Raw genomic sequence first — 13883 nt, forward strand, 5'->3', positions numbered from 1 at the left:
CGTTGTGTATAGGGGCCAGGCCTTCATACACAGAGATACACGGGCCGTGGCTTTGCCGGTGATTTTGAGTCGACCGCTCAGCCGGTTTTCCCTTGAATCCGGGTGAGGTTTCCGTATTCTGTTGCGCGATATAAATCGTAGGTTTAATCGCGGTTTCGTGTAGGCAAATTTTCGAGACAGTGTGGGGCTGCCGAATATTTGTTGATGGATATGTCAGTTTTGCGCCGTTGTTGTCCGTTCGGGCAGCAATCTCCGCGAAAAAATAACGCAAGTTCATGTTCTAACAGCGAATGCCTTTTTCTTCGCAAAACTGTCATAAAAATGGCGTCATGCCGTTCGTCGGATTAAATTGAACTAAAAGCATCAAAATACTGACACCATCAATGTGATATCACAGAATGCGCCCCACACCACATAACTAGAAGAATTCAAGGTCAGCACATTGCTGACCTTTTTATCGCCTTTAAAGCGCAAACCAGGTGGGGAGGGGCAGTGAGTGAGTCGGGCAGATGACATTTCAAAACTATTCAACAAGCTGGGTGCCAACCCGAATGGTTACCGCGAGATCAACGTTGTCCACGAGTACCTCGAGGACGATGTAGAGGTCCTGGAAAGCCCGGAAGTCGTTGAAGCGCCTGCGGTTGTGCAAATGCCCCCGGTCATGGAAGCGCCGTCCGCCCCCTTGCTGCGGTTGCTCGAAGAGCTGAACCACGGCGAAGCCGAACACCTGCACCCGCCTGAAGTGGTGGAGGGCCTGGACGGCGAAGTGTACTCGGAGCTTTCCAGCCCGGCCGTTGTGGTGGTGGTCTCGGTAAAAGGCGGCGTTGGCCGCAGCACCCTGACGGCAGCCATTGCCAGTGGCTTGCAGCGCCAGGGCCGCCCAGCGCTGGCCCTGGACCTCGACCCTCAAGACGCTCTGCGCCATCACTTGTGCCTGGGCCTGAACATGCCCGGTGTCGGTGCCACCAGCCTGCTCAATGAAGGTTGGGAAGCGCTGCCCGAGCGTGGTTTTGCCGGCTGCCGCCTGGTGGCATTTGGTAGCACTGACCACACCCAACAGCAGAGCCTGAACCGCTGGCTCGGCCAGGACGCCGAGTGGCTGAGCAAACGTTTGGACAGCCTCAAATTGAACGGCCAGGACACGGTGATCATCGATGTCCCGGCCGGCAACTCGCTGTACCTGAGCCAAGCCCTGTCGGTGGCTGACGTCGTGTTGGTCGCCGTACAGCCCGACGTGGCGTCGTTCAGCACCCTGGCCCAGATTGACACTTTGCTCGCGCCCGCTTTCGAGCGCGTAACCCCGCCACAACGCTTCTATGTGATCAACCAGTTGGACGCCGCGCACCGCTTCAGCCTGGACATGGTCGAGGTGTTCAAGACGCGCCTGGGCGATGCCCTGCTGGGCACCGTGCACCGTGACCCCTCGTTCAGCGAAGCCCAGGCCTACGGGCGTGACCCCCTCGACCCTACCGTCAACAGTATCGGCTGCCAGGACGTCCACGCCCTGTGCCGCGCCTTGCTCGAACGCATCGACTCGGACCTTCCATGACCGACACTACGTCCTCCACGCCCTTCGTCGAAGGGCGCGCTGAACAGCGCCTAAATGGCGCTATTGCGCGCTTCAATCGCTGGCCGGCGGCGCTGCGTACGGTACTGGTTGTCACCAGTGGCGTGCTCGGCGCCCTGCTGTTGATGAGCATCATCGCCGCACCGCTGGACCTCTACAGCCAGTTCCTGTTTGCCGGCGTGTGCTTCCTGGCGGTGCTGGTGTTGCGCAAGATCCCGGGGCGCCTGGCGATTCTTGCGCTGGTAGTGCTGTCGCTGGTGGCGTCGCTGCGCTACATCTTCTGGCGGCTTACCTCCACGCTCGGGTTTGAAACCTGGGTCGACATGTTCTTCGGCTATGGCCTGGTGGCGGCCGAGTTCTACGCCATGGTCGTGCTGATCTTCGGCTACGTACAAACCGCCTGGCCGCTGCGCCGCCAGCCGGTGTGGCTCAAGACCGAACCGGAAGAATGGCCGACGGTCGACGTGTTCATTCCCACCTATAACGAAGCCCTGAGCATCGTCAAACTGACCATCTTCGCCGCCCAGGCGATGGACTGGCCAAAAGACAAGCTGCGCGTCCACGTGCTGGACGACGGTCGCCGCGACGACTTCCGCGACTTCTGCCGCAAGATCGGCGTGAACTACATTCGCCGCGACAACAACTTCCACGCCAAGGCCGGTAACCTCAACGAAGCGTTGAAGGTCACCGACGGCGAATACGTTGCCCTGTTCGACGCCGACCACGTGCCGACGCGCTCCTTCCTGCAGGTGAGCCTGGGCTGGTTCCTGAAAGACCCGAAGCTGGCGATGCTGCAAACGCCGCACTTCTTCTTCTCGCCGGACCCGTTCGAGAAGAACCTCGACACCTTCCGCGCCGTGCCCAACGAGGGTGAGCTGTTCTACGGCCTGGTGCAGGACGGCAACGACCTGTGGAACGCCACCTTCTTCTGCGGTTCCTGCGCGGTGATCCGCCGTAAGCCCCTGCTGGAAATCGGCGGCGTGGCCGTCGAGACCGTGACCGAAGACGCCCACACGGCGCTCAAGCTCAACCGCCTGGGCTACAACACCGCCTACCTGGCCATCCCGCAAGCCGCGGGCCTGGCCACCGAAAGCCTGTCACGCCACATCAACCAGCGAATCCGCTGGGCACGGGGCATGGCGCAGATTTTCCGCACCGACAACCCGCTGCTGGGCAAAGGCCTCAAGTGGGGCCAGCGCATCTGCTACGCCAACGCCATGCTGCACTTCTTCTATGGCTTGCCGCGCCTGGTGTTTCTCACGGCGCCGCTGGCTTACCTGGTGTTCGGCGCCGAGATCTTCCACGCGTCGGCGCTGATGATCGTGGCCTACGTGCTGCCGCACTTGGTGCACTCCAGCCTGACCAACTCACGGATCCAGGGGCGTTTCCGTCACTCCTTCTGGAACGAGGTGTACGAGACGGTACTGGCCTGGTACATCCTGCCGCCGGTGCTGGTGGCGCTGGTCAATCCCAAGGCCGGTGGTTTCAACGTCACCGACAAGGGCGGCATCATCGACAAGCAGTTCTTCGACTGGAAACTCGCACGCCCCTACCTGGTGTTGCTGGTGGTGAACCTGGTGGGCCTGGGCTTTGGTGTGCATCAACTGGTGTACGGCGCGGAAAACACCGCCGTCACCGTCGCCATCAACATGACCTGGACCCTCTACAACCTGATCATCACCAGCGCCGCGGTGGCCGTGGCCTCCGAGACGCGCCAAGTGCGTTCCGAGCCGCGTGTGAGTGCGAAGCTGCCGGTGAGTGTGATCTGTTCCGACGGTCGCGTGCTTCACGGGATCACCCAAGACTTCTCGCAGAACGGCTTCGGCCTGATCCTCGATGATGGCCACTCTATTGTCCAAGGTGAACGGGTGCAGTTGGTGTTGTCGCGCAACGGCCAGGACAACCTGTTCCAGGCGCGAGTGGCGTTCAGCAAGGGCGCCCAGATTGGTGCGCAGTTCGAGTCATTGACCCTGCGCGAGCAAAGCGAACTGGTGCGCCTGACGTTCTCACGTGCCGACACCTGGGCCGCCAGCTGGGGTGCCGGCCAACCCGATACGCCGCTGGCCGCCTTGCGCGAAGTCGGCGGTATCGGCATCGGCGGTCTGTTCACGTTGTGCCGTGCCACCCTGCATGAATTACGTATGGCCCTGCGCCGCACTCCCTCACAACCGCTTGATACGTTGATGGACAAGCCATGACCTTCACACCTCTTTTTGCGCGCGCTCATTCGCGTGCCGCACTCGCGTTGATGATCGCCTCGCTGTTGGGCCTGAGCCCACTGCTGCAGGCGGCCGACAAAGCCGCGATTGCCCCCGTTGCCGCGCAAGGTGCCGAGAACGGTTATAGCCTCACGCTCAAGCAATTGGGCCGTCGCGACACCATGAACCTGCAGGGTGTGGAGTCGTCCGACAGCGTCAACTTCGACATCCGTGCCGACCAGGTCGTGACAGGCGCTCAACTGCTGCTCAACTACAGCTACTCGCCGGCGTTGCTGGCTGACCTGTCGCAGATCAATGTGCTGGTCAACGACGAAGTCGCCGCCAGCCTGCCGTTGCCCAAAGAAGGTGCCGGCACGGCGCAACAGGCCGTGGTACAGATTCCGCCGCACCTGATCACCGAGTTCAACCGCCTGCGGTTGCAGTTCATCGGTCACTACAGCATGTCCTGCGAGGACCCGCTGCACAGCAGCCTGTGGGCGAAAATCAGCAACACCAGCGAACTGAAAGTGCAGGTCTCGCCGATCCTGTTGAAAGATGATCTGTCGGTGTTGCCGCTGCCGTTCTTCGACAAGCGCGATGCCCGCCAGGTCAACCTGCCGTTCGTGTTCGCCACCGCACCGGATAACGCCACCCTGGAAGCGGCGGCCACGTTGTCTTCGTGGTTCGGCGCCATGGCCAGCTACCGTGGCGCTACGTTCCCCACGGCCTACGGCACGATCCCGGCCAAGGGCAATGCCATTGTGCTGGTGCTCAGCCCCAACGCAGTCGACGTCAATGGCGTGAAAGTGGCGCAAGCCACCGGGCCGACCCTGAACCTGATCGCCAACCCAAACGACCCTCAGGGCAAATTGCTGATCGTGTCGGGCCGCGACGGCGCCGAACTCAAGCGCGCAGCGACCGCTGTGGCGCTGGGCAACCCGGTGCTGGCCGGCAGCAGCGTGGTGATCGACAAACTCGAAAGCCTGGCACCGCGCCGTCCTTATGACGCGCCGAACTGGGTGCCCAGTGATCGCCCGGTGCGTCTGGGTGAACTGGTCGAGCTGAAAAAACTCAGCGTCTCGGGCTACAACCCGGGCGCCATCAACGTGGATTTCCGCCTGCCGCCCGACCTGTTCAACTGGCGTGAAGAGGGTGTGCCGCTGCACCTCAAATACCGCTACACGCCGCAGCAGGTGTCGACCAATTCCTCGCTGCTGGTGGGCCTGGATGACCAGTTCATGAAGTCCATGCCACTGCCGTCGATCACCAACCTGGCGGACGGCAAGACCCTGTTGAGCATGATGCAGAAGGACAACACGCTGCCGCGTGAAGCCACTGTGCTGCTGCCGATCAGCTCCGCGTCGCCGATGTCCAAGCTGCAACTGCGCTTTATGTACGACTACATCAAGGAAGGCGAATGCCGGGACATCATCGTCGACAACATGCGCGGCACGATCGACCCGGATTCGAGCCTCGACATCAGCGGCTACCAGCACTTCATCGCCATGCCCAACCTGGGTGTGTTCAATGACGCAGGCTTCCCGTTCACCCGCCTGGCAGACCTGTCCGAGTCGGCCGTGGTGTTGCCTGACACCTTTGGCACCGAGGAGCTGAGCGCGTACCTGACCATCCTGGGTCGCTTCGGCGAGTCCACCGGTTACCCGGCGACGGCCGTCAAAGTGGTGCAAGCCAAGGACGTGCAAAGTGTTGCCGATAAAGACCTGCTGGTGATCGCCACCGGTGCCGACCAGCCGTTGTTCAAGCAGTGGCAGCAATACCTGCCGGCGACCGCCGACGGCCCGCAGCAGCATTTCAAACTGTCTGACCTGCCGCGCTACGTCAGCACGTGGATCAGCCCGGACGCCGCAGCCAACAAGCATGCGGCCAACGCGGCCATCAGCTTCAACAGCTTGAGCACCAGCACCTGGTTTGCCGGTTTCGAATCGCCGCTCAAGGCCGGTCGCAGCGTGGTGCTGATCTCCAGCACCAAGCCCGAAGGCCTGCAAGCCGCAACCGCCGTACTGATTGGCGGTGACCAATACAAAGACACCATCCAGGGCAGCCTGGCGGTGGTGCAAGGCACACAGGTCGACTCACTGGTGGCCGACCAGCAGTACTACGTCGGCAAACTGGGCCTGTTCAAGTCGGTGCAATGGCAACTGTCGCAAAACCTGGGTTGGATGCTGTTGTTCACCTTCCTTGGCATGGCGATTGTCTCCTGCCTGATTTACCTGTCCCTGCGTGCCCGTGCAAAACGGCGGTTGGCATGATGCGTCCAGCCGCTTGGGTTGTGGTGGGCGCCGCGATGTGTGCGGGGGCTGCCCAGGCCCAGACGTGTGACGCGCAATGGCCGCTGTGGCAGAACTACGCCACGCGCTTTGTGCAGGAAGACGGGCGGGTGCTGAACTCGTCCCTGAACCCCAGCGAGAGCAATTCCGAGGGTCAGTCCTACGCCATGTTCTTTGCCCTGGTGGGCAACGACCGTGCGCGGTTCGACAAGCTGTGGACCTGGACCAAGTCCAACATGGCCGGCAACGACATCAATCGCAATTTGTTCGCTTGGCTGTGGGGCAAGAACAAGGACGGCGATTGGGGTGTGATCGACGCCAACTCCGCCAGCGATGCCGACCTGTGGATCGCCTATTCGTTGCTCGAAGCGGCGCGCATCTGGAACGTGCCGCAATACCGCGCCGATGCGCAGTTGGTGTTGGCCAATGTGGAAAAGACCCTGATCGTACGCGTACCGGGCCTGGGCAAGATGCTGTTGCCGGGGCCGGTGGGCTATGCCTATCCGGGCGGTTTGTGGCGCTTCAACCCCAGCTATCAAGTGTTGGCGCAACTGCGTCGCTTCAATAAAGAGCGCCCGAACGGCGGCTGGAATGAAGTCGCCGACAGCAACGCGAAGATGCTGGCCGACCCGCACAGCAACCCCCATGGCTTTGCCGCCAACTGGGTGGGCTACCGCGCTACCAGCGCCACTACTGGCGTGTTTGTGGTCGATCCGTACTCTGACGACCTGGGCAGTTACGACGCGATCCGCGCCTACCTGTGGGCCGGCATGACCGCCAAGAGCGACCCGCTCGCCGCGCCGATGCTCAAGGCCCTGGGTGGCCTGTCGCGAGCGACGGCGGCGTCGGCCAATGGCCTGCCGCCGGAGAAGGTCCATGTGCTCACCGGTGAAGTCGAGAAAAACAATGGCTACTCGCCGCTGGGGTTCTCGGCGTCGGCCATGGTGTTCTTCCAGGCACGCGGCGAGACCGCCCTGGCGCAGCTGCAAAAGCAGAAGCTCGACGACGTGCTGGGCAAGGCCATGGCGCCGTCCGCGCCCGATACCGCGCAGCCGGTTTATTACGACTACATGCTGAGCCTGTTCGGCAAAGGTTTTGCCGATCAAAAGTACCGTTTCGAACAAGACGGTACGGTCAAATTATTCTGGGAGGGCGCATGCGCCGCCACACGCTAGCCCTTGCGATTTTGGCCACCCTGGCGTCCAGCGCCAGCCTGGCTGCAACCAGCGACCCACAAGCCTTGCTGATCGAGCAGGGCAACTACTGGCAGTCGAAGAAGAACCCCGAGCGTGCCCTGGAAAGCTGGCAGAAACTGCTCAGCCTGAGCCCCGAGCAGCCGGACGCGCTGTACGGTATCGGCCTGGTCCAGGTGCAACAGCAACATCCGGAAGAGGCACAGAAATACCTGGCCCGCCTGCGTGCGATTTCGCCACTGCCGCGCCAAGCCTTACAGCTTGAACAAGACATTGCCGTCAACATTCCCGCCAACGCCAAGCTGCTGGAACAAGCCCGTGAACTGGGTGAACCGGTGGAAGAGCGCGAGCAGGCGGTGGCGCTGTACCGCCAGATTTTCCAGGGGCGCCAGCCTCAAGGCTTGATTGCGCGTGAGTATTACAACGCCTTGGCGTTCACGCCCAAAGGCACCGCCGAAGGTATCGCCGGCCTGCAACGCGTCACGCGTGAGCGCTCGAATGACTCGATCGCCGCGCTGTTCCTGGCCCGGCACTTGGCGCGTAACCCGTCTTCGCGCGTCGAAGGCATTCGTGCGATGGAGCGCCTATCGACCGACAACGACGTGGGCGGCGCCGCCGATGAAGGCTGGCGTTTTGCGCTGGTCTGGCTCGGTGCGCCGAACCGTGAGCAGGTGCCATTGTTCCAGCAGTTCCTGGCCAAGCATCCGGACGACACTGAGATCCGTGCCCTGATGAACAAAGGCATTGCCCAAGGCAAGGGCGATGGCGGCTGGCAGCGTGATCCCAAGCTGGTCAAGGCGTTCAAGGCCCTCGACGAAGGCGACCTGAAAACCGCCGAACCGTTGCTGGCAGCGCGCCTGGCTGAAAAATCCAATGACGTCGATGCCCTCGGCGGCATGGGCGTGGTGCGCCAACAGCAGCAGCGTTTCAGCGAGGCAGAGAACTACCTCGGCCAAGCCACGCGCCTGCCCGGTGGTGGCGCCTGGCAAAAAGCCTTGAATGACGTGCGCTACTGGAGCCTGCTGAACCAGGCCCGTGACGCACAGAACGCCGGCCGCAGCAGCCAGGCCCGTGACCTGGCCGCCCAGGCCGAACGCCTGAACCCCGGCAAGACCGACGCCACCATGGCCCTGGCCGGTTTCCAGGCGCAAGACAACCAGCTCGACGCCTCCGAAGCCAGCTACCGCAAAGTACTGGCGCGCAACCCCAACGACCCGGATGCCCTGAGTGGCCTGATCGGCGTGTTGTCGCAATCCGGCCGGCCCGATGAAGCCTTGAAGCTGATCGACTCGCTGTCCGCGGCCGACCGTGGCAAGTTCTCTTCGAGTGCGAAGATCAAGGCCCTGCGCGCCACTCAGATGGGCAAGGTGGCCGACCAGCGCGGCGACTTGAAAGCCGCCCAGGCGGCTTACCAGCAAGCCCTCGACGCCGACCCGGAAAACCCCTGGACACGTTTCGCCCTGGCGCGCGTGTACCTGCGCGACGGGCAAATCCGCAACGCCCGTGCCCTGATCGATGGCCTGCTCAAAAGCCAGCCCAGCCAGCCGGATGCGCTGTACACCAGCACCTTGCTCTCGGTTGAGCTGGATGAGTGGAAAGCGGCGGACGCGACCCTGTCGCGCATTCCTGCGGCCCAGCGCACGCCGGACATGAATGAGCTGGCGAGTGACATCGCCCTGCACAAACAGACTGAGATCGCCATCGAGAGCGCCCGCCGTGGCCAGCGCCCCGAAGCCTTGGCGCTGCTCGGTCGCAGCGCTTCCCTGGCCGGCAAGAAGCCCGAGCGCCTGGCGGTGCTGGCTTCGGCTTACGTCGAGGTGGGCGCCCCGGAAGAAGGCTTGCAGATCATGCAAGGCGTGCTGGAAAAGACCTCGAACCCGACACCCGACCAGAAGCTGCTCTACGCGGGCGTGCTGCTCAAGGCCAACCACTACACCGAAGCGGGCGACATCCTGCGCGACCTGCAGGGCCAGCCGTTGACCGACGCCGGGCGCCAGCGCTACGAAGACCTGATCTTCCAGTACCGAGTCAAGCAGGCCGATGCGCTGCGCGAGAAAAATGACTTGGTGGCTGCCTACGACATGCTCTCGCCGGCGCTGGTGCAGCGTCCTCACGACACTTCGGCGATCAGTGTGCTGGCGCGCATGTACGCCGATGGTGGCGATGGCAAGAAAGCCATGGCGCTGTACGAACCGCTGGTGCAGCAGAACCCCAACAACGCTCGCCTGCAACTGGGCCTTGCCGGCATTGCCTTGAAGGGCGGTAATCGCAGCCTGGCCGAATCGGCCACCGACAAGGCCCTGCGCCTGGACCCGACCAGTGCCGAAACGCTGACCGCTGCCGGGCAGATCTATCAGGGGCTGGGCCGTAATGCCGAGGCGGCCGAGTTGCTGCGCCGCGCCCTGGCCATCGAGAGCGCCCAGCGCGTCCAGGCGCGTTCGGCGCTGGCTGATGCCCAAGGCGTGGCCTACAACCCCTTCGTCGGCTTGCCGGGCCAGCGTCGGCAGATCACTGACCTGGCCGTGGATCGCGGCGCCGTGCCGCCGCCCATCGATGCGCCGGCCAGTACGGTACCGGCACCGGTGGCTGTGCCGGGCGCTGCCGTCCCTGCCAACGGTTTTGTAGCGTCGAACAAATTGAGCGACCCGTTTGTTCCGCCGACTCGAATTGCCGCGCTGGACAACCCGACCTTGAGCCCGGCACGCCGTGCCCTCGATGGCCTGTTGCGTGATCGCAGTGGCTACCTGGTGCAGGGCTTGAGCGTGCGCAGTAACAACGGTGAAAGTGGCCTGAGCAAAATCACCGAAGTGGACACGCCATTCGAAGCGCGCATGCCAGTGGGTGACTTGAATGTGGCGTTGCGTGCGACGCCGGTGAGCTTGAGTTCGGGTGCGGTCAAAGCTATTTCGGCTGCGCGTTTTGGCGCGGGTGCTGGCGAGGACAAAGCCAAGCGAGAAAACGGCGTCGGCCTGGCTGTTGCCGTTGAAGACCCGGCGCAAGGCGTCAAGGCTGATATCGGTGTGAGCCCGTTGGGCTTTACCTACAACACCGTGGTGGGTGGCGTGAGTGTGAATCGACCGTTCACCGAAGGCGGCAACCTGCGCTATGGCGTTAACGTTTCGCGGCGCCCGGTGACAGACAGCGTGACCTCGTTTGCCGGTTCGACCGCGAGGATTACTGACGCTGATGGCCAGGTCCACGAGAAGAAGTGGGGCGGCGTCACCGCCAACGGCGGACGTGCCGAGCTGAGCTACGACGACCAGGAAGTGGGTGCCTACGGCTACGCGTCGTTGCACCAGTTGCTGGGCAATAACGTCGAAGACAACACCCGTATGGAGTTGGGCAGCGGCGTCTACTGGTACCTGCGCAACACACCGACCGACACCCTCACCCTGGGCGTCAGCGGTATGGCCATGGGCTTCAAGGACAACCAGGGTTTCTACACCTATGGGCAGGGCGGCTACTTCAGCCCGCAACGCTTCTTCTCCCTGGCCGTGCCGGTTCGCTGGGCACAGAGCTTCGACCGTTTCAGCTACGAGTTGAAAAGTTCGGTGGGCGTGCAGCATATCGCGCAAGATGGCGCCGATTACTTCCCGACCGAAAGCCGCTTGCAAGACAATGCAGCCACCAAAAAATACGACAGCAGCAGCAAGACCGGCATCGGCTACAGCCTCAACGCGGCCGCCGAATACCGCCTCAGCTCGCGCTTTTACCTGGGTGGCGAAGTCGGTGTCGACAACGCCCAGGATTATCGCCAGTACGTCGGCAACGCGTACCTGCGCTACCTGTTTGAAGACCTGAGTGGGCCTATGCCGCTGCCGGTCAGCCCTTACCGTTCCCCGTATTCGAATTGATTGATAGGAGTCATCCATGCCTGTTTCCGCGATTGCCGGCCTGACCCTGCTGGTACTGGGCGAAAGCCACTTGAGCTTTCCCGATCACCTGCTTGACCCGCTGCAAGCCAACCTGACGGCGCAAGGCGCCAAGGTCCACACCATCGGCGCCTGTGGCGCCGGTGCGGCCGACTGGATCGTGCCGAAGAAAGTCGACTGCGGCGCCGAGAACCTGCCGGGCGCCAAGCCGCAAGTGTTCGGCAAGAACGCCATGAGCACCACGCCGGTCAAGGACCTGATCGCCAAGGACAAGCCCGATCTCGTCGTGATCATCATTGGCGACACCATGGCGTCCTACCCGGACCCGCAATTCCCGAAAGTCTGGGCGTGGAAAAGCGTGACATCCCTGACCAAGGCCATCAGCGAAACCGGCACCAAGTGCGTGTGGGTCGGCCCGGCCTGGGGCAAGGTCGGCACCATGTACAAGAAGGATGACGCGCGCACCAAGCTGATGTCGTCGTTCCTGGCCACCAACGTTGCGCCGTGCACCTACATCGACTCGCTGACCTTCTCCAAGCCGGGCGAGTGGATCACCACTGACGGCCAGCACTTCACCATCGACGGCTACCAGAAGTGGGCCAAGGCCATCGGCGGCGCGCTGTCGGCATTGCCGGCTGACGCTGTAAAGGGAGCCAAGTGATGAAGCGTCTTTCTCTGGGCCTGGCGACCTTGCTCGCCAGCGTCAGCGCCTACAGCGCCGACATCCCGCTGTACCCCACCGGGCCGGAAAAAGACTCGGCGTTCCTGCGTTTTGCCAACGGCACCAGCAGCGAGTTGAAGCTGGTGGCCGACGGGTCCAAGGCCAGCCTGGTGCTGGGCGGCGACAAGCTCGTCTCCGACTACCTGCCCGTGTCGGGCGGCAACGCGCCGATCAAGGGTGTGTTGAGCCAGGGCAGCAAAACCGCTGATCTGGCGGTCACTGTGGCCCCGGGCGAGTTCGCCACGGTGATCGCGGTGGCCGATGCCAAAGGCGGTATTCGCCAGTTGGTGATCCACGAGCAACCGGACGACTTCAACGCGTTGAAGGCCTCGCTGGCCTTCGTCAACGCCGATGCCGCGTGCGCCGATGCCAGCCTGGAAGCCGTGGCGCAAAAGGCCGAACTGTTCAAGAAAGCCGCCGAAGGTTCGGTGCAACGTCGCATGATCAACCCGGTGGAACTGTCGGTGCAGCTCAAGTGCGCGGGTACGCCAACCGGCCAGCCATTGACGTTCACCCTCAAGGCCGGCGAGCGCTACAGCGTGCTGGCATTGCCATCCGCTGCCGGTACCAGGTTGTTGTTCGCGCCTGACACGCTCGCTAACTGATCGGGCCCGAACCCACCATGGTCTTTGCCTCACTCGAATTCCTCACGCTGTTCCTGCCGGCCTTCCTGTTGATTTATGCCCTGGCTCGTCCGAGCTGGCGCAACGTCATCCTGTTGATCGGCAGCTGGTTGTTCTACGGCTGGTTGAGCCCGTTGTTCCTGTTCCTGCACATGGTGTTGACCGTGGTGGCGTGGGTCGGCGGCTTGCTGGTGGACCGCTCCCGTGAGGACGGCAAAGGCCGGGTGCGCCTGTTGATCGCGTTGATCGTGTTCAACACGGCGGTGCTGTGTTGGTACAAGTACGCCAACATCGTCGCGGGCACCGTGAGCGAGGTGATCACCTGGTACGGCTACATGCCGCTTGATTGGCAACGCGTGGCCTTGCCGGCCGGCTTGTCATTTATCGTGCTACAGGCCATTTCCTACCTGGTGGACGTGCACCGTCATACGGTGCCGGTGGAGCGTAGCTTCATCAATTACGCCACCTACATTTCGATGTTCGGGCACTCGATTGCGGGCCCGATCATCCGTTACGACTGGGTTCGCCGCGAGCTGAACCAGCGTTATTTCAACTGGCCGAACTTTGCCCTCGGCGCACGGCGCTTCATGATCGGCATGGGCATGAAAGTGCTGGTGGCCGACACCTTGTCGCCCTTGGTCGACATCGCCTTTCACTTGGAAAACCCCAGCCTGGTGGACGCCTGGATCGGTTGCCTGGCGTACTCGCTGCAACTGTTCTTCGACTTCGCCGGCTACAGCGCCATGGCCATCGGCCTGGGCCTGATGCTGGGTTTCCACTTCCCGGAAAACTTCAACCGGCCGTACCTGGCCAGCAGCATCCAGGACTTCTGGCGGCGCTGGCACCTGTCGTTGTCCAGCTGGTTGCGCGACTACCTGTACATCGCCCTGGGCGGTAACCGTGACGGCGTGTGGCGCACCTATCGCAACCTGTTCCTGACCATGGCGATTGCCGGGTTGTGGCACGGCGGCGACAGCTGGAACTACCTGCTGTGGGGTTCGGCCCACGGCGTGGCGCTGTGTGTTGACCGTGCGTGGTCACGGTCGAGCCTGCCGAGCATTCCGCCGGTGTTGTCGCACATCCTCACGCTGCTGTTTGTGTGCCTGGCCTGGACCCTATTCCGCGCACCGGACTTCCACTCGGCGCTGACCATGTACGCCGGCCAGTTCGGCCTGCACGGCATGGGCCTGGGTGATGCGATGGCCGTGGCCATGCGCCCGGCCCATGGCATGGCCGCGTTGCTCGGCCTGGTGTGCATCATTGCGCCGATCTGGCAGGTGCGCTGCGAGCAGCGCTTTGGCACGCAGCCGTGGTTTGTGGTGGCGGCCTCGCTGTGGCCGGTGGCCGGGTTTGTGTTGTCGTTCGCGCTGATTGCCAGCCGCGACGCCGTACCGTTTCTGTACTTTCAGTTCTAAGGACGC

8 protein-coding genes are annotated in these 13883 nt (G+C 62.7%); all 8 read left to right on the top strand.

Annotated elements, in window-relative coordinates; genetic code table 11:
- The first annotated feature begins 565 nt into the window (after positions 1-565).
- The 8 genes from bcsQ to AC07OV_RS01000 are packed head-to-tail and all read left to right on the top strand — an operon-like array spanning position 566 to position 13877.
- A complete protein-coding gene (gene bcsQ / locus AC07OV_RS00965) occupies positions 566-1549 on the top strand; it encodes a cellulose biosynthesis protein BcsQ (protein WP_494996192.1) in 984 nt (327 codons plus the stop codon).
- Positions 1546-3765, top strand: a complete 2220-nt coding sequence (gene bcsA / locus AC07OV_RS00970) for a UDP-forming cellulose synthase catalytic subunit (RefSeq protein WP_494996141.1) — start codon at positions 1546-1548, stop codon at positions 3763-3765. Before bcsQ ends, bcsA begins: the two co-directional genes overlap by 4 nt.
- Positions 3762-6035, top strand: coding sequence for a cellulose biosynthesis cyclic di-GMP-binding regulatory protein BcsB (gene bcsB, locus AC07OV_RS00975; protein WP_495091296.1), 2274 nt, complete (start codon positions 3762-3764; stop codon positions 6033-6035). The genes bcsA and bcsB overlap by 4 nt, the downstream gene beginning before the upstream one ends.
- On the top strand, positions 6032-7228 hold the full coding sequence (gene bcsZ / locus AC07OV_RS00980; protein WP_495091297.1) for a cellulose synthase complex periplasmic endoglucanase BcsZ: 1197 nt from the start codon (positions 6032-6034) through the stop codon (positions 7226-7228). The genes bcsB and bcsZ overlap by 4 nt, the downstream gene beginning before the upstream one ends.
- On the top strand, positions 7210-11100 hold the full coding sequence (locus tag AC07OV_RS00985) for a cellulose biosynthesis protein BcsC (RefSeq protein ID WP_495091298.1): 3891 nt from the start codon (positions 7210-7212) through the stop codon (positions 11098-11100). The genes bcsZ and AC07OV_RS00985 overlap by 19 nt, the downstream gene beginning before the upstream one ends.
- Before the next feature lie 16 nt (positions 11101-11116).
- Positions 11117-11779, top strand: a complete 663-nt coding sequence (locus AC07OV_RS00990) for an SGNH/GDSL hydrolase family protein (RefSeq protein WP_176997313.1) — start codon at positions 11117-11119, stop codon at positions 11777-11779.
- Complete coding sequence (locus AC07OV_RS00995; protein WP_494996145.1) at positions 11779-12444, top strand: alginate O-acetyltransferase AlgF; 666 nt, start codon at positions 11779-11781, stop codon at positions 12442-12444. Before AC07OV_RS00990 ends, AC07OV_RS00995 begins: the two co-directional genes overlap by 1 nt.
- Before the next feature lie 17 nt (positions 12445-12461).
- Complete coding sequence (locus AC07OV_RS01000) at positions 12462-13877, top strand: MBOAT family O-acyltransferase (RefSeq protein WP_176997311.1); 1416 nt, start codon at positions 12462-12464, stop codon at positions 13875-13877.
- Positions 13878-13883 lie beyond the last annotated feature (6 nt).

It is taken from the genome of Pseudomonas sp. GW821-FHT09A09 (assembly GCF_059418405.1).